The 20,545-nt window shown below is 37.3% G+C and carries 18 protein-coding genes; 4 read left to right on the top strand and 14 right to left on the bottom strand.

All coding sequences use genetic code 11. The features are described 5' to 3' along the window. Nucleotides 1-139: 139 nt before the first annotated feature. From rpmG to topA, 4 genes are all read right to left on the bottom strand, one after another. Nucleotides 140-307, bottom strand: a complete 168-nt coding sequence (gene rpmG / locus ACFIJW_RS09045; RefSeq protein ID WP_004864083.1) for a 50S ribosomal protein L33 — start codon at nucleotides 305-307, stop codon at nucleotides 140-142. A 102-nt stretch (nucleotides 308-409) separates the two neighbouring features. Then, nucleotides 410-1,582, bottom strand: coding sequence for an MFS transporter (locus ACFIJW_RS09040; RefSeq protein WP_375634141.1), 1,173 nt, complete (start codon nucleotides 1,580-1,582; stop codon nucleotides 410-412). 262 nt (nucleotides 1,583-1,844) lie between these two features. Next, nucleotides 1,845-4,121: a ribonuclease R gene (gene rnr / locus ACFIJW_RS09035; RefSeq protein WP_375634139.1), complete on the bottom strand. Its 2,277-nt coding sequence runs from the start codon at nucleotides 4,119-4,121 to the stop codon at nucleotides 1,845-1,847. A 3-nt stretch (nucleotides 4,122-4,124) separates the two neighbouring features. Beyond that, on the bottom strand, nucleotides 4,125-6,698 hold the full coding sequence (gene topA / locus ACFIJW_RS09030) for a type I DNA topoisomerase (protein ID WP_375634137.1): 2,574 nt from the start codon (nucleotides 6,696-6,698) through the stop codon (nucleotides 4,125-4,127). A 264-nt stretch (nucleotides 6,699-6,962) separates the two neighbouring features. Between topA and ACFIJW_RS09025 the strand changes: the two genes are divergently transcribed. Next, a complete protein-coding gene (locus ACFIJW_RS09025) occupies nucleotides 6,963-7,169 on the top strand; it encodes a hypothetical protein (protein ID WP_005773510.1) in 207 nt (68 codons plus the stop codon). On the opposite strand, the gene dprA is transcribed toward ACFIJW_RS09025, so the two are convergent. Genes dprA through ACFIJW_RS09005 form a run of 4 tightly spaced genes read right to left on the bottom strand, consistent with a single transcriptional unit; the run spans nucleotide 7,099 to nucleotide 11,198 of the window. Beyond that, on the bottom strand, nucleotides 7,099-8,334 hold the full coding sequence (gene dprA, locus ACFIJW_RS09020) for a DNA-processing protein DprA (RefSeq protein ID WP_375634136.1): 1,236 nt from the start codon (nucleotides 8,332-8,334) through the stop codon (nucleotides 7,099-7,101). The genes ACFIJW_RS09025 and dprA overlap by 71 nt on opposite strands. Beyond that, on the bottom strand, nucleotides 8,291-8,923 hold the full coding sequence (gene plsY, locus ACFIJW_RS09015) for a glycerol-3-phosphate 1-O-acyltransferase PlsY (RefSeq protein WP_375634134.1): 633 nt from the start codon (nucleotides 8,921-8,923) through the stop codon (nucleotides 8,291-8,293). Before plsY ends, dprA begins: the two co-directional genes overlap by 44 nt. 11 nt (nucleotides 8,924-8,934) lie before the next feature. Then, the gene (locus ACFIJW_RS09010; RefSeq protein ID WP_375634132.1) at nucleotides 8,935-10,236 is read right to left on the bottom strand and encodes a dihydroorotase; all 1,302 of its coding nucleotides are present in this window, start codon (nucleotides 10,234-10,236) and stop codon (nucleotides 8,935-8,937) included. Further along, entirely contained in the window at nucleotides 10,233-11,198 is a 966-nt protein-coding gene (locus ACFIJW_RS09005) for an aspartate carbamoyltransferase catalytic subunit (RefSeq protein WP_375634130.1), read from the bottom strand. The genes ACFIJW_RS09010 and ACFIJW_RS09005 overlap by 4 nt, the downstream gene beginning before the upstream one ends. A gap of 125 nt (nucleotides 11,199-11,323) precedes the next feature. Between ACFIJW_RS09005 and ACFIJW_RS09000 the strand changes: the two genes are divergently transcribed. Beyond that, nucleotides 11,324-12,943, top strand: a complete 1,620-nt coding sequence (locus tag ACFIJW_RS09000) for an acyl-CoA dehydrogenase family protein (protein ID WP_375634128.1) — start codon at nucleotides 11,324-11,326, stop codon at nucleotides 12,941-12,943. Here ACFIJW_RS09000 and ruvX read toward each other — a convergent pair. After that, nucleotides 12,928-13,407, bottom strand: a complete 480-nt coding sequence (gene ruvX / locus ACFIJW_RS08995; RefSeq protein ID WP_375618120.1) for a Holliday junction resolvase RuvX — start codon at nucleotides 13,405-13,407, stop codon at nucleotides 12,928-12,930. The two genes, ACFIJW_RS09000 and ruvX, sit on opposite strands and share 16 nt — an antisense overlap. A gap of 147 nt (nucleotides 13,408-13,554) precedes the next feature. Between ruvX and gatC the strand changes: the two genes are divergently transcribed. Both gatC and gatA read left to right on the top strand, forming a co-directional pair. Then, nucleotides 13,555-13,842, top strand: coding sequence for an Asp-tRNA(Asn)/Glu-tRNA(Gln) amidotransferase subunit GatC (gene gatC, locus ACFIJW_RS08990; RefSeq protein WP_375634126.1), 288 nt, complete (start codon nucleotides 13,555-13,557; stop codon nucleotides 13,840-13,842). Nucleotides 13,843-13,873: 31 nt separating this feature from the next. Further along, nucleotides 13,874-15,358: an Asp-tRNA(Asn)/Glu-tRNA(Gln) amidotransferase subunit GatA gene (gatA, locus tag ACFIJW_RS08985; RefSeq protein WP_375634124.1), complete on the top strand. Its 1,485-nt coding sequence runs from the start codon at nucleotides 13,874-13,876 to the stop codon at nucleotides 15,356-15,358. 94 nt (nucleotides 15,359-15,452) lie between these two features. On the opposite strand, the gene ACFIJW_RS08980 is transcribed toward gatA, so the two are convergent. The 5 genes from ACFIJW_RS08980 to ACFIJW_RS08960 form a co-directional block, all read right to left on the bottom strand. Beyond that, entirely contained in the window at nucleotides 15,453-16,163 is a 711-nt protein-coding gene (locus tag ACFIJW_RS08980) for an ABC transporter ATP-binding protein (protein WP_273791026.1), read from the bottom strand. Further along, nucleotides 16,150-16,932: an ABC transporter ATP-binding protein gene (locus ACFIJW_RS08975; RefSeq protein ID WP_375611930.1), complete on the bottom strand. Its 783-nt coding sequence runs from the start codon at nucleotides 16,930-16,932 to the stop codon at nucleotides 16,150-16,152. The genes ACFIJW_RS08980 and ACFIJW_RS08975 overlap by 14 nt, the downstream gene beginning before the upstream one ends. Next, nucleotides 16,929-17,987, bottom strand: a complete 1,059-nt coding sequence (locus ACFIJW_RS08970) for a branched-chain amino acid ABC transporter permease (protein WP_375613416.1) — start codon at nucleotides 17,985-17,987, stop codon at nucleotides 16,929-16,931. The genes ACFIJW_RS08975 and ACFIJW_RS08970 overlap by 4 nt, the downstream gene beginning before the upstream one ends. Beyond that, the gene (locus ACFIJW_RS08965) at nucleotides 17,987-19,063 is read right to left on the bottom strand and encodes a branched-chain amino acid ABC transporter permease (protein ID WP_375634122.1); all 1,077 of its coding nucleotides are present in this window, start codon (nucleotides 19,061-19,063) and stop codon (nucleotides 17,987-17,989) included. The genes ACFIJW_RS08970 and ACFIJW_RS08965 overlap by 1 nt, the downstream gene beginning before the upstream one ends. 114 nt (nucleotides 19,064-19,177) lie before the next feature. Beyond that, the gene (locus ACFIJW_RS08960; protein ID WP_375634120.1) at nucleotides 19,178-20,311 is read right to left on the bottom strand and encodes an ABC transporter substrate-binding protein; all 1,134 of its coding nucleotides are present in this window, start codon (nucleotides 20,309-20,311) and stop codon (nucleotides 19,178-19,180) included. Between the last annotated feature and the right edge of the window lie 234 nt (nucleotides 20,312-20,545).

Raw genomic sequence — 20,545 nt, 5'->3', positions numbered from 1 at the left:
TACAAAACATACAAAGTTTAAAGTAAACTTTTTAAACTTAAGGAAATAAAAAAAACACCCCTCAAAAAATAACTTTGAAGAGCAATACTCCCACATTTCTTTTGGAGTATAAAATCTATCAATTTAATAATAATTTTATTTATTTAATTTTTGTTTCTTTAAATTCAACGTGCTTTTTTACAACTGGATCATATTTACGCTTGCTCATTTTATCTGTCATTGTACGGCTGTTTTTCTTTGTTACATAGAAAAAACCAGTATCTGCAGTTGATAAAAGCTTGATCTTAATGGTTGCTGCTTTAGCCATAATGTAAATACCCTATTTATACTGAAAAAATATTATTTCTGTCAAAATTTATTTCCGACATCATCAGATTTTCCGGCAACACTACGGATGTTCTCAAAAAAGTCAAGAGCTGATTAATTTTCTCATAAGTTGGACAAACACCAAAATGACATATAAACCGAAAAAAACAGCCATGGCTATTGAAAAACCAAAGGGTTTAAAGATATCCATGGATTTTCCGATAAAGGTCGGTCCGATGAGCATACCAATTCCATAACAAAAAATAAAAGCAGAATTAGCAGCAGCAAGTTCTTGCCCCTTGAGACGGGCTCCTAAATGTGCAAGACTAATTGTATAAAGGCTCGCTGATACACCACCCAGAAAAAACAAATCAAGCATCAGAATCCATGGATATTGAAGAATCCATGGTACTATAAAAGTTCCTATAAAACCTAGAATAGCGCAACTCATCAGTGGGTAGCGTCGATCTTTGGCGTAGTCGCTTATAATGCTGATAGGAATTAAGAGGAAAATATTCCCAAGTGCAAGGGTTGCCATAAAATGTGCTGCTTCATTCTCATTATAACCAATGGATAAACTAAAGGGTATTATAAGAGTTAATACGCCCATTTGAATGGCCCCGTAAACAAGGACCGCCATCATTGCACTTGGAACGTGAAAAAGATAACGAAAAAATGGCATATATTGATTTTTTTGAAATTCTGGACTTAATTTCCAAGCGGTAAGAATTGGTATAGTAGCAAGCATAATAAGGCTATATCCAACAGCAAAAGGAATAAATCCTTGTGTTCCCACTTTTGCTAGCAGCGTTAGACCTATTATAAACCCTAATCCTAAGACAATAGCATAAATAGAAAGGATCAAACCGCGTTTTTTGGGGGGAGCATAACTGTTGATCCAAAACTCTGACAGGATAAACATAACTGTCATGCTGAAATGTAATATAAACTTTAAAATAAACCAAACCCATATGGGATCAAAAAAATAGAATCCTAAAAAACTTAAAGATCCTATCGCCATCATAAACAATATTGTTTGAGCGATTCCTAAGCATAAGGCGATTCGAGACGTAAAAATAGCTGCAATAATTGTGGCGATTCCACCAACTGTTCCACTATAGCCGATTGTACTGTTGGAAAGTCCTTTCTCTGCCATAAGAAGAGAAACAAGTTGTGTTCCCATTGCCAATGCTGTTCCAACAGTGCCAATGGTTGCAATAGCGGCAATAATTGCACGCAAAGAATTATTTTGAGAGTCAAAAGGTTTTTTTTTCATGAGAATGGCTTAAGGTACTCTTGTTTATTTAAACAATGAAAAGATGAGCTGAAATGAAAGGAAGCCAAAACTATCCTTTGCAGTTTCTCTCATTTTCTAAGTATAAAAAACTGCAAGATTTTTATATGGTTATTATAGACTTAATAATAAAATTTATCCTCTTGTATACTAGAGAAAGAATATTGTATATATATTATATAATATAAGTCATTTCTTAAATTGAATTTATTATTCATATTCTATTTAATTGAGGGCAAGAAGCTTAATTTTTTCTTTTCCCATAAAGAGTATACTTTTGTTTTTTTAATTTGTTTTTATGGTAGGATGTCGGTGAAAATTTTATTGGACGAGGTTTTGTTAACAGTTCAAAGCATAAAGCGCCAGCAAAAGGTTGTACCGTTATAAGTTTTACTTCTACAACATCACTGAGCTGATAGCCTTTATGGCTACGCTGTCCTACAAGAACATGTTGTGCTTCATCAAAATGATAATAATCATTTTTAAGTGTAGAAATATGGACAAAACCATCTGTATTGAGTTTATCAAGTGAGATAAAAAGACCTGCTTTTGTAACTCCGGAAATGCGGCCTGTAAAAATACGACCGATTTTATTCGTTAAATAGTGAGCAACAAGCCGATCTATCGTTTCTCTTTCAGCCATCATTGCACGGCGTTCGTATAAAGAAACTTGCGTAGCAATTTCTGCAAGATTTTTTTCTTGTGTATCTGTTAATTGATCATTTCCTAATTTGAGAGCTTTAATGAGTGCTCGATGAATAATGAGATCAGCATAACGACGGATTGGTGATGTAAAATGTGTATAGTTCTGCAAATTCAAACCAAAATGGCCACTATTTTTAGGGTTGTACTCTGCTTGTGATTGTGAACGCAAAATAACTTGATTGACTAGTTCTTGTTGTTGAGTATGAGCGACCTTTTCTAAAATTCTATTAAGGCGCGCTGAGGTAAGTTCGCTTCCGCGGGAGAGTGGTATCCCCAAACTTTGAAGAAAGCTCCGAAGTATTTCTTGCTTAGCAAGAGAAGGTTTTTCATGAATACGATAAATGAGCGGCTGGTGATGTTGTTTTAATGTTTCAGAAGCTGCAATATTGGCTTGTATCATAAACTCTTCAATTAAACGATGCGCTTCTAATTGTGTTTCACTCACAACATCTTTTATGCATCCATTTTGATCAAGAATAATCTTTTTTTCTGCAATTTCTAATTCTAGTGGTTGGCGACGATTTCGCGCAGCTTTAAGGCATGCATAGGCTTCCCATAAGGGGTGCAAAATGCTCTCAAAAAGAGGGGCTATTTTTTCATTTATATTACCTTCAATTGCCAATTGTACTTCTTGATAAGAAAGTTTGGCTCTTACACGAATCATAGTACGATGAAAACTATGTTTTCGTTTATTACCGTTTGCATCAAAAATCATACGAACGGCTAAAGCTGGTCTTTCTTTTCCTTCACGCAGAGAACATAAATCATGAGAAAGGCGTTCAGGTAACATTGGCACAACGGTATCGGGAAAATAAACAGAATTTCCACGTTTCAATGCTTCTTTATCTAAAGCGCTTCCTGTTTTGATATAATAAGAAACATCTGCAATGGCTACAATAATAATCCAACCATCATTATTTGCTGGATCCTTATCCTTGGTTGCATAAACTGCATCATCATGGTCTTTTGCATCTGGTGGATCAATTGTAATAAAGGGTAATTGTTGCCAATCTTCACGATTATCCATATTGGCAGCTTTGATATGTTTGGCTTGCTCAAGAACACTTTCAGGAAAAATATAAGGAATTCCTTTCGAAAGAAGCGCTATCATTGAGAGTGTTTTCTCACTCTTAATGTGCCCTAAAACATTCTTTATTTTTGCGCTCTTTAATCCGTAACCAGTATTTTTTTTTATTTCGACTTCAACGAGATCACCAATTTGAATCTTCATTTCTGGAGACATTTCAACAATGAGTTCATTGGTTTTGCGGTCTATAGGATCAAGGCGCCATTGATTATTTTCCAATTTTCGTACAATAGCAAATGCGCTTTTGGGAGATACGTCAATTTTACGAATAATTCGTCCCGTATAAGGATGACTTGAGCTTTCAGAATTTTTATTTCGAAAAACTTTTACAAGAATATGATCTCCAACACCAATATTACTTCCTTTTATGTGATGAAAAGAGTGTATTTCAATATTGGGCTTTGGAGAATCTTCCCATTCAAGAGGTTTTGCAATAAAACTTCCATCTTTATCACGTCCACTAATTTTCACTAAAGTAACAGGGGGTAATTTTCCTTTGTTTATTGCTCTTTTGTGGTGTTTAGATATGAGATTTTGATCCTTTAACTCACGTAACATATCTCTAAGCCAGATACGAGAATCGCCTTTTAAGTTAAAAGCTTTAGCGATTTCTCGTTTACTTGAGTGGTTAGGATTCTCAATTATAAAGGAAAGGATTGCTTCCTTATTGGGAAAAGTTTTCCCCTTGAATGAAGAGAGATATTTTATGTTTTTTTCACCTTTAGCCAAAATTTATGTCTCTTTTATTTTTGCTTTTGTTTTAGAAGAAGCTCTTTTTGAAGTTGTTTTTTTACTCGATGCTTTAGCCGATATAAGTTCTAGTGCCTCTGGAAGAGTTACACTAATGGGATCTTTATCTTTTGGCAATGTTGCATTAATTTTACCCCAATTGACATAAGGACCATAACGCCCGTTGCGCACGGTAATGGTTCCTCCTTCGGGATGCTCTCCTAATGTTGCCAATGCTTCAGGTGTTGTTCTGCTTTGCCTGGTTTTGTTTTCTTGTTGTTCTGCTAATACTGTAACAGCGCGATTGATACCAATATCAAAAACTTCATCTGCATGAAGAAGGCGCGCAGATTTTCCGTTATGGCTAAGATAGGGACCATATCGTCCAATCGTAGCCGTGATTGTTTTTCCAGTTTCAGGATGAATGCCAATTTCACGGGGAAGGGATAGTAAAGCCAAGGCTTTATCAAGGGTTACATTTTCTGCCTGCCATTCTTTTGGTAATCCTGCACGCTTAACTTCTTTGCTTTCACCAAGTTGAATATAGGGACCAAACCGGCCATTACGAAGAGAGATCTCTTTTCCTGTTTCAGGGGCAATACCAAGTATAACAGGTTCATCATTGCGTACAGCTTCATTCTCTTCTCCAGTATCTGTACCAAGTTGGCGTGTGTATTTACATTCGGGATAATTGGAACAGCCAACAAAAGCACCATAACGCCCAAGTTTTAATGATAATTGACCATTTTTACAAAGAGGACAGGAACGTACATCACTTCCATCTTCGCGTTCAGGAAAGGCGAGAGGTGCTAATGTTACATTTAAAGCATCAAGAACATTAGTTATACGGAGTTCTTGGATATTGATAATAGATGCATTAAATCCATCCCAAAAATCTCGCAATACGTCTTTCCAAGAAAGTTTGCCATCAGAGATAAGATCCAGCTTTTCTTCAAGATCTGCTGTGAAACCATATTCTACATAGCGATTAAAAAAATTTTCAAGAAAGGCTGTAACAATACGTCCCTTGGCATCGGGAATAAGCTTTCGTTTATCAATGACAATATATCCACGGTCACACAATGTCGCCAATGTGGATGCATAAGTTGAAGGACGACCAATTCCTAACTCCTCAAGCTTTTTAATTAATGAAGCTTCAGAATAACGAGCAGGGGGCTCTGTGGTATGTTGTACAGATTCAACTTTTTCTTTTGTAAGTGCTTCACCAGTGTTTATTTGTGGTAAACGTGTTGTTTCATTTTCTTCATTATTTTCTTCGTCTCGTTGATCCGTGTAGACGGAAATAAAGCCATCAAAGCGAATAACAGATCCTGTTGCCCGTAGATTTGCACAGTTTTCTCCTGTCTGTGCTTCAATTTCAACAGTTGTACGTTCAATTTCAGCAGAGCGCATTTGGCTGGCAATAGCACGCTTCCATATCAGCTCATAGAGCTTTGCTTGATCGCTATCGAGAAAATTACGGACTTGACTAGGATTGCGTTGAAAATCTGTTGGACGGATCGCTTCGTGTGCTTCCTGTGCATTTTTTGCCTTTGTTGAATAAAAACGTGGCTTTTCAGGAATATAGTCTTTTCCGAAAGTTTCATGAATAACTTTTCTTGCTGAATCAATAGCCTCAGGTGCTATCTGCACACCATCGGTACGCATATAAGTAATAAGCCCTGCCGTTTCACCATTAATTTCAATGCCTTCATAAAGTTTTTGGGCAATTTGCATAGTGCGAGAAGCTGAAAATCCTAATTTTGAAGAAGCTGCTTGTTGTAGTGTGGAGGTTGTAAATGGAGGAAAAGGATTTCTCTTTGTAGGTTTTGCTTCAACACTGAGTGTATGGTATTGGGCTTGCTCCAACATAAAGCGAATTTGGTCTGCTTGTTCTTGAGATTGAATATCAAGCTTGCCTATTTTTCTTTGATTAAACATTGTCAATCTTGCTTGGAAACTATCATTTCGGATGGTTTTTAACTGTGTTGTAATGGACCAATAATCTTCTTTGATAAAATGTTCTATTTCTGATTCACGATCACAAATAATACGCAAAGCAACCGATTGAACGCGTCCTGCTGAACGCGCACCAGGGAGTTTACGCCATAAAACAGGTGAAAGTGTAAAACCAACGAGATAATCAAGAGCGCGACGTGCAAGATAAGCATCTACAAGTGATGTATCAATATCACGTGGATTGTTCATAGCATCAAGCACAGACTTTTTGGTGATGGCATTGAAGACAACTCTTTTAATAGGTTTATCTTTTAAAACTTTTTTTTGACGGAGAACATCCAGAATATGCCATGAAATAGCTTCCCCTTCACGATCAGGGTCTGTTGCTAATATAAGGCTATCAGCTTCTTTAACGGCTTTTGCTATTTCATTTAAACGTTTAGCGGCAGCAGAATCTATATCCCATTTCATAGAAAAATCTTGATCCGGTAAAACAGAACCATCTTTTGCAGGCAAATCACGAACATGTCCAAATGATGCGACAACTTTGTATTGAGACCCAAGATATTTATTAATTGTTTTTGCTTTTGCTGGAGATTCAACGATAACGATATTCATAATTTTACCCAAATATTGAAATAAAAATTTTTTTATAAACGCCTTTTACGCGAATAGCTAATGCCAATTGCTTAAGAGCACATAAAAAAATATTAGCCATATAAAAAACATGAATATTGTACAACTTATGATTGTCATTATTAGAGTACACCCTATATAGAATTACACGATTTATTTTCCACTGTTATTACAAAAACATACGGCGAAATACTAAGATAACGTCTATTGAGAGGTAGGAGGGGAAATGCTCAAGGATAGAGGATTATGTTTATAAATCATTTAAAAGTTATCCAATATATTACAGACATGTCAAAGCAAATGAATCAGATGGCGCGTCAGGCGCACAGTCCGCTTTTAGCATTGCTTTTGGATATGGTTGCCAAAGAAGGGCAAAGCATTATTAATAGTGCTGAGGCTCTTGGGGAAGATCAAGATTCGACAATGACACACAACCACCAGAGTGTCGAATAAGCTTTCCAGCAAGCTCGAGTTCTACCAACAAGAGGTAGAGAGTTGGGAGTGAAACACCGGAGTGGATACTGAGTGTGTCTAAGTCGATTGGCGTTGTTGAAAGAGCGGAGAAAACTGCTGCACGTGCTGTATCATCATCATCTGCTAAAGAGAGGCTGCTGTTTTTTTCATCTGCTAAATTAAAATTCTCCTTTTCAAGTTGTAAAGAGGATGGTTCCTCAAAAAAATTGAGTTGCGAATTTGGAAGCGGTAAAATTAATGGCGTAAGTGTTTCTATAATGTCAGAAGGATGTGTGGTGAGTAGAGCACCGTCTTTGATAAGATTGTTTGTACCAACAGATCTTGGATCAAGTGGAGAACCGGGAATGGCAAAAATTAACCGTCCCATTTCAGCTGCTTGACGTGCGGTAATTAAGGACCCTGAGCGCAGGGCTGCTTCTACAACCAAGAGACCAAGTGATAGAGCTGCAATAATACGGTTTCTTCTTGGAAAATCGATAGCACGCGGCTTCCAAGAAATGGGCATTTCGCTGATGATGGCTCCACCGTTGGCAATAATATCTTCATGCAACTTTTTATTTTCAGGAGGATAGATATGATCAATTCCTCCAGCCATGACTGCAACAGTTCCTGTTTTTAAACTTGCTTGATGCGCAACGCTATCAATTCCACGAGCGAGCCCAGAAATTGTTACAAAGTCTGCTTCTCCGAGAAAACGTGCAAATTGAGCCGTAAGCTTTTTTCCAGCAGCTGAAGCATTTCGAGAACCTATAATTCCAATAGAAGTTTTTTGAAAAATTGAAACATTACCTTTGATAGCAATAAGCGGCGGAGGGGCTTCTGTAACCTTAAGAAAAGCTGGATAATCTGGTTCTCCCATACCGATAAACCGGACACCTAATTTTTTAGCTTTTTGTATTTCTTTTTCTGCATCTTCTAAGCTTGCTATTTTAATAGATGCAGAACCACCACCTTTTCTACTAAGCTCTGGCAGTGCTGCCAGAGCTTTTTCTGCTGTTTTATAATGATCAATGAGATTGCGAAAACTAACAGCTCCAATATTTTCACTACGCAATAACCGTAACCAGCTTAGACGTTGACGATCAGTAAGCAGGATTCCTTTATTTATCTCCGTGTTGCGTGCCAATCTTACTTTCTTCCCCAATTAATAATCTACCGATATTTGCAGAATGTTTTATAAACACAAATACGCTCATCACAATCAGCATACAATAGAAATAAGAAGCGGAAAAATAAAAAACAAATATCGGTGTGATCGTAACAGCAATAAGCGCAGATAATGAAGAATAACGCATGAGGAGAAAAATCGTTATCCATACAATAATAAAAATAATTGCTGCAGGCCAATAGATTCCTAAGCAGACTCCTAGATAGGTAGCAACACCTTTGCCACCTTTAAATTTAAGCCATACGGGGAAAAGATGTCCTAAGAAAACAAAAAAGCCTGCTAGAGAAACAAGGATACTATTGTCTAGCGGATCACTAAAAAACTTTATAACGAAAACAACGATAGTTCCTTTCAACATATCACAAAGAAGTGTTAGAGCAGCAAGCTTTTTATTTCCTGTTCGTAAAACATTTGTTGCTCCAATATTGCCGGAACCGATTGTTCTTATATCACCAATTTTGAACAATTTCGTTAAAAGAAGACCAAATGGAATCGAGCCAATGAGATAAGATATGAGGAAAATAAACCATGGAGTGGATTGAAAAAATATTTCTGCTTCATTCATTAAGAATCTCATTAAATTTGTTGATCAAGTTTAAAAACGTTTTTCCCTTTCACAAAGGTCTGGAGCACGCGTCCTTGAAAACGTGCATTCTCAAAAGGGGTATTTTTTGAACGTGAATAGAGCTTCTCTTTCGAAACAACCCATGGTTCTTCAAGATCAACCACAATAAGGTTTGCATGAGCCCCTTTTTTGAGTGTTCCTGCATTGAGTCCAAAGAGCTTTGCAGGCGCCGTTGACAAAAGTTCCGTTATCCGTAGAAGAGATAGGCTCTCATTATGATAAAGGCGTAAGGCTGCGCTCAATAAGGTCTCCATACCAATAGCGCCAACTGCCGCGTCATTAAATGGTAAATGTTTTGTGTCGATACTCTGAGGATCATGAGAAGAGACAATAACATCTATAATCCCATCCTTTATTGCTTCAATCATTGCTATACGGTCTTCTTCTGTACGCAATGGGGGCATTAAGCGAAAAGAGGTGCGATATTCACCAATGTCATTTTCATTGAAAGATAAATGATTAATAGATACACCCGCTGAAATTTTCTCACTGCGTTTTTTACCTAAACGAAGTGCATCAGCAGAGAGTGCTGTCGATATTTGAGCAGCATGATAGCGTGTTTGCGTTAATACTGCTAATCGCAGATCTCTTTCAAGAGGGATAACTTCTGCTTCGCGAGGGATGCCAGAAAGACCAAGCCAACTGGCAAGCAGTCCTTCATTCATCACACCTTGCCCTGTAAGATCTTTATCTTGCGTTTCATGTATCAATGGAACATCAAAATCACGTGCATAAGTCATTGCACGCCGCATAACAGATGAATTTTGAAGTGTTTTTTTTCCCTCACTAAAAGCAACGGCTCCTGCATCTTTGAGCAAACCAAATTCGGTTATTTCTTGTCCGTTGAAACCTTGTGTGATTGAAGCAACGGGATAAATATTGACCAATGACATTTCCTGTGCTGTATGCGTAATAAATTTAACGAGTGCTACATTATCAATAACTGGATGCGTGTTTGGCATCATAAGAAAGGAAGTAATACCACCTGCTGCGGCCGCGTAACTTGCTGATGTAATTGTTTCACAATGTTCATTCCCTAATTCTTCAACAAAAACGCGCGCATCAACAAGTCCAGGGAGAATTGCTTTGTTTTGTGCGTTAATAACTTCTGCTTCTTCAGGGAATCCCTGATTCAGAGCTTCTTTTCCAGCGGCTATAATTCGTCCATTTTTAACAATAACTGTACCAATTTCATCGATTGCGCGCGAAGGATCAATAATACGAGCATTCTGAAAAACAATTGGTTTTATCATTTTTTTTCTCCACTGATCTTTGCGCGTGAATCTAATAAAGCCTCCATGACAGCCATACGCACTGCAATTCCCATTTCTACTTGTGTCTGAATCATACTTTGTGGTCCATCTGCTATATCGGATGCAATCTCTACACCACGGTTTATTGGTCCAGGGTGCAGAATAATAGAATCATTTTTGGCATAGGCTAAATTTTCTTTATGTAAGCCAAAATAATGGAAATATTCACGCGTAGAAGGAATGAAAGAGCCTGTCATCCGTTCATGCTGTAAGCGCAACATCATGATAACGTCAGCATTTTTAAGACCTTCTTTCATCGTGTTAAAAACCTCAACACTCATATGAGCAATTTCTGCGGGTAAAAGTGTTGAGGGAGCAACAGCACGAACACGAGCACCCAAAGCATTGAGACACAGGATATTGGAACGGGCAACACGTGAGTGTAAGATATCTCCGCAAATCGCAACAGTTAATCCTTCAATACGACCTTTTGCCCTTTTAATGGTTAGAGCATCTAATAAAGCTTGGGTTGGATGTTCGTGGGCACCATCACCTGCATTAATAACACAACAATCAACTTTTTGCGCTAATAAAGCTGCCGCTCCTGCACTGTTATGGCGAAAAACAAGTATATCTGGCTTCATCGCATTGAGAGTTGTAGCAGTATCAAGTAATGTTTCTCCCTTTTTTACAGATGAGTTGCTGATCGCAAGACTCATCACGTGTGCACCTAGCCTTTTACCCGCTAATTCAAAAGAAGATTGTGTTCGCGTAGAGGCTTCAAAAAAGAGATTAATTTGAGTCCGTCCATGCAAAGTAGATTTTATTTTATCAATTTTGTTAGAAAGGATAACATTTGCTTCTGCACGATCAAGCAATGTATTAAGATCTTGTACACTCAGATCTTTAATAGCTAAAAGATGTTGATGAGGGAAAAGTGGAAAAAAATTATTTTGCATCATAGCATTCTTCTTTATCTCTCTCTAAACAGGTTAAACAAGCATTTGTTTGAATATGATAAATGTTTCTTAACTCTAAAAAGACAAATAGTCTATGATATGAATGATTTGAATGTAGGAATATACCTATGAGTGCTGTATCTGTGCAAAATACTCGTCGAAAAAATACATTTCTTAGCGATACGCTTATGTTTCGTATTGCTTCTACTTTGCCTAAGTTTTTGTTAGCAAGTTTTGAAGAAATAGGGGATTTTGCCGCGAGTCGAGAAGCATGGAAACTTTCTTACTTAGCGAATCATTATAAGCCTTTACTATGCTATAATGATGAATGGGGGCAACCAACAGAAAGATTAGAGATCCATTCTTCCTATCAAGCTCTTCAACAATATTCTAGACAAGCAGGTTTGGTTACCTCGCTTTGGGAAAATACGAGCTCAGAAAATGGAGTACGCTATCAAGCGCGTGCGATTCGTTTAGCTTTATCTGCTGGTTTAGAAACAGGACATTTGAATGAAGTTATCATAACGAGTGCAGCTATTGCTGTTTTAATTAGTGATATTGAGCTCTTCAAAAAATGGCAAAATGTACTTTTATCACGCCAATATGATTCCTCATCAAAGCCTATTCATCATAAAAAGGCTGCTTCTCTAACTTGTGCATTTGACGATATTGAAAAATACGCTTTCAATTTTCCAAGTGTTAAGAAAATTTCTTTCGATGAAAGTATGGAACGTGATCTATATCGTTTAAATGTTGTAAAAACCAACGTTATTAATCCTGCCGCTGACGGATATCTTGTTAGTGCAGATTTAGATGGTCATTTAAGTTGTTTTTTTATTCCACGCATACAAGAAAATGGCGCATTAAATGGATCTATATCGATTCGTCATTTAATTCAGCGTTCTGGAGAACTTTTAACACCAGAGGGGGTTGTCGATTTCCAAGGCAGTTATGGCTGGCTTTTGGGAAATGCTGGAGAAGGGCTTAAAGTTATTAAAGATATCGAGACGATGATGCGTTTCGATCAATCTGTCATATCGGCAGGTGTTTTACGAGCGGCTCTTCAATTTGGTATGGATTTTTTCCGGAAAAAAATGCCCAATCAGCCTTTACCTCCACTGACAGAACGTATTTTTGCAGATATTGCATTAGATATAGCTGCCTCACAAGCATTGGTTTTGCGTTTAGCGAGAGCATTTGACAATGCAGCAAATGACCGTTCTGAAGCAGCTTTTGCCCGCATTATGACACCTATTATTGCTTATCATGTAAGTCAATTGGTTGTGCCTATTATTGGTGAAATTATTGCACAACTTGGTATTGAAAGTTTTATAGAGAATAATCCATTATCACAAATGTTGCATAATGGGCCTGCGCGAATTGTGAGAAATAGTTCTGCTAATCAATTGGTAAAGGATGCCATTCTTATTGCTGAAAAAGCACCGGGATTGTTTCAGAAATTGTTAGAAAAAATTGCTCTTGATATTGGACCAGCGGGACCACGAGCAATTGAAATTATTAAGTCAGCAGGTGATATGGCATCAGCAAATGAAGGTGCAGGAAGATTTTTTGTTGAACAAGTAGCTTATGCAGCAGCAGCAGCAGCATTACGTTCTACAGACATAGAACATGTTGCGAATGCCTATATGGAAAGCCGCCTTGGAGGACAATGGAGATCTTCTTACGGGATGCTCATTGCACGATATAATGCAGGGCATTTGCTCAATGTCCTCTATCCTTCCATATGATGAAAGTTTTGAATTCTATTAAGAGCACCTTGCAATATAAAAGCGGCGGCTGCCGAATCAATACGGCTTGCTCGTTTAGCGCGCGATACATTCATTTCTAAAAGGGACCGTTCCGCAGCAATTGTTGATAAACGTTCGTCCCAAAAAACAAATGGAATTTTTGTATAAGCTTTCATATTGCTCACAAAAGCTCTGGTTGCTTGAACACGAGAGCCACTGCTTCCATTCATGTTAAGAGGTAAGCCAATGATAATAACGCCTACATTTTCACGGTCAAAAATTTTAATAAGTGTGTAAGCATCTTCTGTAAATTTTTTTCGCTGTAGTACAGGACGCGGATTTGAGACAATCAGCCCCCTATCAGAAATCGCAATTCCGATAGTTTTTGTCCCTAAATCTAAGCCTGCTATTGTTTGTCTAGGCAAAAGATGTGTTATAACTTCATCTATATTAATAACAGTCATAAAGGTATAATACGTTTTTTAATGTTTCAGATCTATAGTTATATTCTTTATTCATGTTATCTAATATTCTTGCACTTACAAGTGCAGCCTTGTATAGCCAGAATAAAGATCAATAAATAAACAAAAAAGCAGAAAGGCGTAAAGAGTATGTCTGTTGATCAAGAGACAGTCAAGCGGATAGCACATTTAGCAAGGATTGCCCTCCACGATGATGAGATAGAACCTGTGACAAAAAAAATCAATGCTATTTTAGGTTTTGTAGAGCAATTGAATGAAGTTGATGTCAGTGGAGTTGAGCCATTAACATCTGTGATGCCGATGACACTACGAATGCGTGAAGATAGTGTTACAGATGGCGATAAAGCAGCAGATATTGTAGCCAATGCCCCTGTTACAGAAGAAAATTTTTTTCTTGTCTCAAAAATTGTTGAGTAACTTTTTATATTTTTGAAATTTGAGAACCAATATGACTGATTTAACAACTCTCACAATTGCGCAAGCTCGTGATGCTCTAACAAAGAAAAATCTCAAAGCAACAGAATTAACGGAAGCTTATTTACAAGCAATAGAGTTGGCAAATCCAACTTTGAATGCTTATGTAACAATAACAGCAGAACAGGCAATGAAAATGGCTGCTGAATCAGACAGTCGCTTAGCGAAAGAACAGGGAGGGCTTTTGGAAGGAATTCCCTTGGGGATTAAAGATCTTTTTGCAACCTATGGTGTTCATACTCAAGCCTGTTCAAATATCCTTGATGGTTTTAAACCGCACTATGAATCAACTGTCACGGCTAATTTATGGCAAGATGGTGCTGTGATGTTAGGAAAACTTAATATGGATGAGTTTGCTATGGGCTCATCCAACGAAACATCATATTATGGTCCCGTTATTAGTCCATGGAGAAAAAAAGGCTCAAATGAAAAACTCGTACCCGGTGGTTCTTCGGGGGGATCCGCAGCCGCTGTTGCTGCACAAATTTGTGCTGGTGCAACTGCAACCGATACAGGTGGCTCAATACGTCAACCAGCAGCTTTTACTGGAACTGTAGGAATAAAGCCAACTTATGGACGTTGTTCGCGATGGGGCGTTGTCGCGTTTGCTTCATCTCTTGATCAAGCTGGACCTGTTGCTAGAGATGTTCGTGATTGTGCTATCTTACTCAGATCAATGGCCTCTTTTGATGAAAAAGATTCTACTTCCGTCAATTTACCAGTTCCTGATTATGAAAGTTATCTTGGTCAATCAATCAAAGGAATGAAAATCGGTATTCCAAAAGAATATCATGTGGATGGAATGTCTTCAGAAATTATTGAGCTTTGGCAAAAAGGAATAAATTGGTTAAAAGAAGCAGGTGCTGAGATTAAAGATATTTCTTTGCCCCATACAAAATATGCTCTACCTTCTTATTACATTATAGCTCCTGCAGAAGCCTCTTCTAATTTAGCGCGTTATGATGGTGTGCGTTTTGGTTTGCGCATGCCTGGAAAAGACATCATTGAGATGTATGAAAATACGCGTTCTGTTGGTTTTGGTGATGAAGTCAAACGGCGCATTCTGGTTGGGACTTATGTTCTTTCATCAGGTTATTATGATGCCTGTTATTTAAGAGCTCAAAAAGTAAGAACACTCGTAAAACGTGATTTTGATCAATGTTTTGCTTCAGGCATTGATGCTATTTTGACACCAGCAACACCAACACCTGCTTTTGGTATTGCTGATGAAAAAATAAAAAATGATGCTGTAGCAATGTATCTTAATGATATTTTTACGGTACCAGTTAATATGGCTGGTTTACCAGGAATTTCTGTTCCTGCTGGTCTGTCATCAAATGGTTTACCTCTAGGATTGCAATTGATTGGTAAACCTTTTTCTGAAGAAGTCATTTTTCAGATAGCGCACATTATTGAACAAGAAGCAGGAATATTCAGTGCAGAAAAATGGTGGATGTAATAGTCAAAATTCACAAAGGAGCATTTCTCATCCTTAATGAGAAATGCTTTTTTAAAAGGTGGAGGGATGAGCTCTATTTCCTTAATTCGTAGTCTTACCCACCAAGATAGGCTTCTTTAACACGCGAATCAGAGAGCATAGTTTTTCCTTCACCGTGAAATAAAATATGTCCTACCTCTAAAATATAAGCATAGTCAGCTATGGAAAGTGCAGCAAATGCATTTTGTTCAATAAGAAGAACAGTTTTTCCCATATCATTAATTTTTCGAATAATCGAAAAAATTTCTCGAACGAGAAGTGGTGCTAACCCCAACGAGGGTTCATCTAATATGACCATATCAGGATTGCTCATAAGTGCACGGCCCACAGCAACCATCTGTTGTTCACCACCTGACATTGTTCCTCCCAACTGTTTTGCTCTTTCACGTAGGCGCGGAAAAAGGTCAAATATCCATTCAATATCACGGGAAATTCCCTGCTTATCGTGACGAATATAAGCGCCTAGATGAAGATTCTCTAAAACAGTGAGATGGGGCATGATACGTCGTCCTTCAGGGCTTAGAGCAATCCCTAATCGCAAAATCTCTTCTGGTGATTTTTTAATAATAGATTTGCCATTATAGGTAATTTCTCCATAAACAGAGCGATTAAGCCCTGTAATAGAACGTACAATACTGCTTTTTCCTGCACCATTGGCTCCAATTAAAGTGACAATACTGCCCCGCTTTATGGACATAGAAAGATTTTGGACAGCTTTAATGGCGCCATAATGAACGTAAAGATTTTTTATTTTAAGAATATCCATAAACATCTCCGCCAAGATAAGCTTCAATAACTTTAGGGTTATTACGAATTTCATCTGGTGTACCACTGGCAATGCAACAGCCATATTCCATAACCAAAATATGTTGGCAAAGTCCCATAACCACTTTCATATCGTGCTCAATAAGAAGAATTGTAAGATCAAAGTCTTTTTGCACTTTTGCTATGAATTTTCTAAGATCTTCACTTTCTTGTGGATTCATGCCAGCAACAGGTTCATCAAGAAGAAGCAATTTGGGCTTTGTGGCTAACGCACGTGCAATTTCTAGACGTCGTTGCACACCATAAGGTAAAGCTGTTGCCGATTGATTGGCAAGGTGATCAAGTTGTAGCTGTTCAAGGAGCTCCAAGGAATTTTTATAAACTTCCTTCTTTTCTTTTATTGCTTTTGAAAAAAAGAGAGCTGAAGAAAACCAAGGATATTTTTGTCGAACATGCGCTCCTACCATAACATTCTGCAAAACCGTTAACCCTGAGAAAAGACGAATATTTTGAAATGTTCTGGCAATATGGCTTCTACAGATAATATAAGGAGACGCTCCAGAAATTTTTTTCTCATCAAAAAGAATGATGCCGCTTGTAGGAGCATAAAATCCAGAAATCATATTGAAAACTGTTGTTTTTCCAGCACCATTGGGACCAATTAATCCAGTAATACTTCCTCGTTTAATTGCCATATTAACATTATTTACAGCAACTAATCCGCCAAAACGCATTACAATATTATTGAGTGAAAGGATATTGTCGTTCATAGCTTTCCCTCAGTATTAGAAAGCTTTTTGCGTGTCAAAAAGCTATAAATTCCATTCCATGAAAATTCTCGTTGTCCCATTAACCCTTTTCTCCAAAACAAGATAATTACCAGCAATAAAAGGGAAAAAACAACCATACGAAGCCCTGGGGTTTCTGGAATATGTATAAAACCTAAGTCAAATGGACTTTCAATAATACGAAGCCATTCAAGCATGACTGTAATAATAATGCTGCCAATAATGCTCCCTGTAATTGAACCGAGACCACCAGCAACAACAATCATTAAAATATTAAAAGTCAGAAGAAAATTAAACATTTTTGGATCAATGGTTGAAATAAGAGCCGCCATTAATGCGCCACCTATACCTGCAAAAAACGCTCCAACAGTAAAGGAAAAACTACGGTAGAAAAAAGCATTAATTCCCATAGTTTTCGCAGCTATTTCATCATCACGAATAGCACGTAATACGTTACCAGTATTACTTTGCAGTAAGAGGACAATAAAGAGAACTGTAAATGCTAGCCAACCATAGTTCCACCATAATGTTGCATTTTGAGGTATTCCTTTGATTCCCAAAGAGCCATTTGTGAGCGATGTTGCGTTCGTAATGACAATGCGAATAATTTCCGCAAAACCTAATGTTGCAATTCCAAGATAATCGCCACCAAGACGCAATATTGGTAAAGCAATTAATAAACCTACAACAGCAGCACACAAACCACTTACAACAACAGCGATAAAAAAAGGTAACTGCAAATGATATAATGGTTCAGCAATAGGCTCAAGAATCCACATCATTTCTTTTTGTTCAGGGGAAAGAAGTAAAATTGCGCAAACATAAGCACCAATAGCCATAAATCCAGCATGTCCAAGAGAAAACATACCTGTGAAACCGTAAATCAAATTAAGCGAAATTGCCAATATCGCATTAATAGCAATCAGATTGATGATACGAAGCGTATAGTCATTAAAATGGCTATCAGCATAAAATAAAAAACCTATGAGAACTAAAACACTTATACACGATAAAACAGTTGTCGCTGACTTTGCCATTAGATTTTCTCCTGATTTCTTTTACCCATTAATCCTGTGGGCAATATCAATAGAATCAGAATCAATAAAATGAAAGCGAAGGCATCTCGATATCCAGATAGCGCAGGGAAAAATGCGATAATCATAATTTCAATAAACCCTAATAATAATCCTCCCAACATTGCACCTGGTATCGAACCAATACCTCCAATAACAGCAGCGATAAATGCTTTGAGACCAGGAAGAACACCCATATAAGGCTGAATTTGAGGATAACGTAAAGACCACATAATACCAGCTATGGCGGCAAGAGCTGAGCCTATTCCAAATGTAAACGCAATAACTTTATTGACAGACACACCCATCAAACGTGTTGTTTCAATATCATGGGAGATTGCGCGCATAGCAAGACCCGGTTTTGTTTTATGGATAATCCATAATAGTAATAAAATAAGAATTAATGACACAAAGGGAACGATCAGAGACATGGGAGCAATTCTGATGATACCATCTGCTCCTGATCCTAGATGCCATAAAAATGGTGTTACAAGAAAATCTGGCTGTTGTACACCTTTCGGAACACCACTAAAGAGTACAGTAGCAAGATTTTCAATAAAAAAAGAAACACCAATTGCACCGATAAGTGCCGAAATACGCGGAGCATGGCGTAGAGGTTTATAAGCAAATTGATCAACAGCAACACCCACAGCACTTGTAATAAAAATGGAAAAACAAAGAGCTAAAACCCAAATCGGTGTAAAATCTTGCGGGGAAATTTTAAAATAATAAACAAATCCTAGCGCAAGAATTAAAAAAGCAGCAATCCAATAAATTGGAGGACGCCTTTTAAAGCCTATAAAGACCGAATAATAAACAAGAGCAGCAAAAAACAAAAGAAGAAAAGCTACCCAAGCAGGCATAAAGCCAATTGTGGAAAAGAAAACAAAATATGCTCCCAGCATAAAGATATCACCGTGAGCAAAATTAATGAGTCTCAGTATACCGTAGACCATGGTGTAGCCAATAGCAATAAGCCCATAAAGAGATCCCAATGCCAGTGCATTAAAAAAGTACTGGATGAACATTTCAGTGCTCATCTCTCATCCTTCCACATTTGTTAATTTACATAGGATAATAAGAAATTTCTAAGTTTTTGGTTGAGAAAAAAATCCTCAACCAATTCTTGCATTTTAGTAAATAAAACTTTTTAATTAAAAAGCAGGTTTAACTTCTTCTAAATAAACACGTTTTCCATCCTGTATTTTAATGATACCAATAGGAATTTTAGGGTTATGATTTTCATCCATTGACATATCCCCAAAGGGGGTAGGAAAATCTTTTAATTTGCTAAGTGCGATAGTAATTTTTTCACGATCAGTGCTACCAGCATTTTCAATAGCCTTCATAAACATCATATAACTCGTGTATCCCAAAACAGAATTGATATTTGGCTCTTTGTCCGGGTAAGCTTTTTTCCATTCTTTTGTGAATTCTTGCGCAGCTACTGACATATTTGGCATATACTCACTATAGGGAAGTGTCGTATGTAAGAAACCTTCTGCAGCTTTTCCTGCAATCGTAATGGTTTCTGGATTATCCATAGCATCTCCACCCATAATTTGAAACTTCGCCCCTAATTCTCGTGCTTGTTTCATGATGATAGCACCTTCAGAAAAGTAAGATGGAATGAATAAGATATCAGGTTTCTGGGCGATAATTTGCGTGAGAACAGCTGAAAAGTCCTGATCTCCAGAATTATAATTTAAATTTGAGATAACTTCACCACCTAATTTTTTGAAAGCACGCGTAAAATAACTTGCAAGACCAATAGCATAATCGCTTGAAATATCTTTAAGGATAGCAGCCTTTTTTGCGTGTAAAGTTTGGCTTACATAAGTTGCGATTCCTACTCCTTGATAGGAATCAATAAAGCAAGCACGAAAGTAATATTTTTTACCCTGTGTAACAAGGGGACTTGTTGAGGACGTTGCAATGGTTGGAGTTTTTGCCTTTTCAGATATTTCACCACCTGCTAACGAGAGTGAAGAACCATAGCTACCAATGATTCCACTCACTTTTTCACTTGCTGTTAAACGCATAACAGCATTAGCCGCTTCTACTTTATCAGATTTGTTATCAATAATAACAAGTTCCACTTTACGTCCTAAAATTTCTGGAACTTTTTTATGGGCTAATTCTATACCTCTAATTTCAAGCTGACCTCCAAATGCATTTTGACCACTTAATGGAAGATAAACACCAATCTTAATAGGTTCACTCGCATAAACATTTGCTGTAAATGCCATAAATGCTGCGATTATCGTAAGGATTTTCTTCAATTGCATTGCGCATTTTCCTTAATTGAATTGTCGTTTTTTCACCTTATATTGAACTTCTTCATCATGCAAGTTACACATTAATCAAAATATCATTATGTAAAAAAACTTTTATATGACCTCTTTTGTAGGGCACCCCTTGTAAGGTATGTAAAGTGTACAATCAAATAGTTTTATAAATATTCATGTTGATATTCTCTGACATTAACATAGAAGATACGACAATGTGGGGAAATCTTATCT

Source organism: Bartonella sp. MM97QHHN (genome assembly GCF_042194285.1).
In the GTDB taxonomy this organism is placed as follows: domain Bacteria; phylum Pseudomonadota; class Alphaproteobacteria; order Rhizobiales; family Rhizobiaceae; genus Bartonella.
Note: the sequence above shows the minus strand (reverse complement) of the source record. Positions and strands in the feature narration are given on the sequence as shown.

Excerpts from the sequence above, each read along its gene's own strand:
- rpmG (WP_004864083.1), bottom strand. The coding sequence starts at position 307 with ATGGCTAAAGCAGCAACCATTAAGATCAAGCTTTTATCAACTGCAGAT.
- ACFIJW_RS09040 (WP_375634141.1), bottom strand. The coding sequence starts at position 1,582 with ATGAAAAAAAAACCTTTTGACTCTCAAAATAATTCTTTGCGTGCAATT.
- topA (WP_375634137.1), bottom strand. The coding sequence starts at position 6,698 with ATGAATATCGTTATCGTTGAATCTCCAGCAAAAGCAAAAACAATTAAT.
- ACFIJW_RS09025 (WP_005773510.1), top strand. The coding sequence starts at position 6,963 with ATGTTTATAAATCATTTAAAAGTTATCCAATATATTACAGACATGTCA.
- plsY (WP_375634134.1), bottom strand. The coding sequence starts at position 8,923 with ATGAATGAAGCAGAAATATTTTTTCAATCCACTCCATGGTTTATTTTC.
- ACFIJW_RS09010 (WP_375634132.1), bottom strand. The coding sequence starts at position 10,236 with ATGATAAAACCAATTGTTTTTCAGAATGCTCGTATTATTGATCCTTCG.
- ACFIJW_RS09005 (WP_375634130.1), bottom strand. The coding sequence starts at position 11,198 with ATGATGCAAAATAATTTTTTTCCACTTTTCCCTCATCAACATCTTTTA.
- ACFIJW_RS09000 (WP_375634128.1), top strand. The coding sequence starts at position 11,324 with ATGAGTGCTGTATCTGTGCAAAATACTCGTCGAAAAAATACATTTCTT.
- ruvX (WP_375618120.1), bottom strand. The coding sequence starts at position 13,407 with ATGACTGTTATTAATATAGATGAAGTTATAACACATCTTTTGCCTAGA.
- gatC (WP_375634126.1), top strand. The coding sequence starts at position 13,555 with ATGTCTGTTGATCAAGAGACAGTCAAGCGGATAGCACATTTAGCAAGG.
- gatA (WP_375634124.1), top strand. The coding sequence starts at position 13,874 with ATGACTGATTTAACAACTCTCACAATTGCGCAAGCTCGTGATGCTCTA.
- ACFIJW_RS08980 (WP_273791026.1), bottom strand. The coding sequence starts at position 16,163 with ATGGATATTCTTAAAATAAAAAATCTTTACGTTCATTATGGCGCCATT.
- ACFIJW_RS08975 (WP_375611930.1), bottom strand. The coding sequence starts at position 16,932 with ATGAACGACAATATCCTTTCACTCAATAATATTGTAATGCGTTTTGGC.
- ACFIJW_RS08970 (WP_375613416.1), bottom strand. The coding sequence starts at position 17,987 with ATGGCAAAGTCAGCGACAACTGTTTTATCGTGTATAAGTGTTTTAGTT.
- ACFIJW_RS08965 (WP_375634122.1), bottom strand. The coding sequence starts at position 19,063 with ATGAGCACTGAAATGTTCATCCAGTACTTTTTTAATGCACTGGCATTG.
- ACFIJW_RS08960 (WP_375634120.1), bottom strand. The coding sequence starts at position 20,311 with ATGCAATTGAAGAAAATCCTTACGATAATCGCAGCATTTATGGCATTT.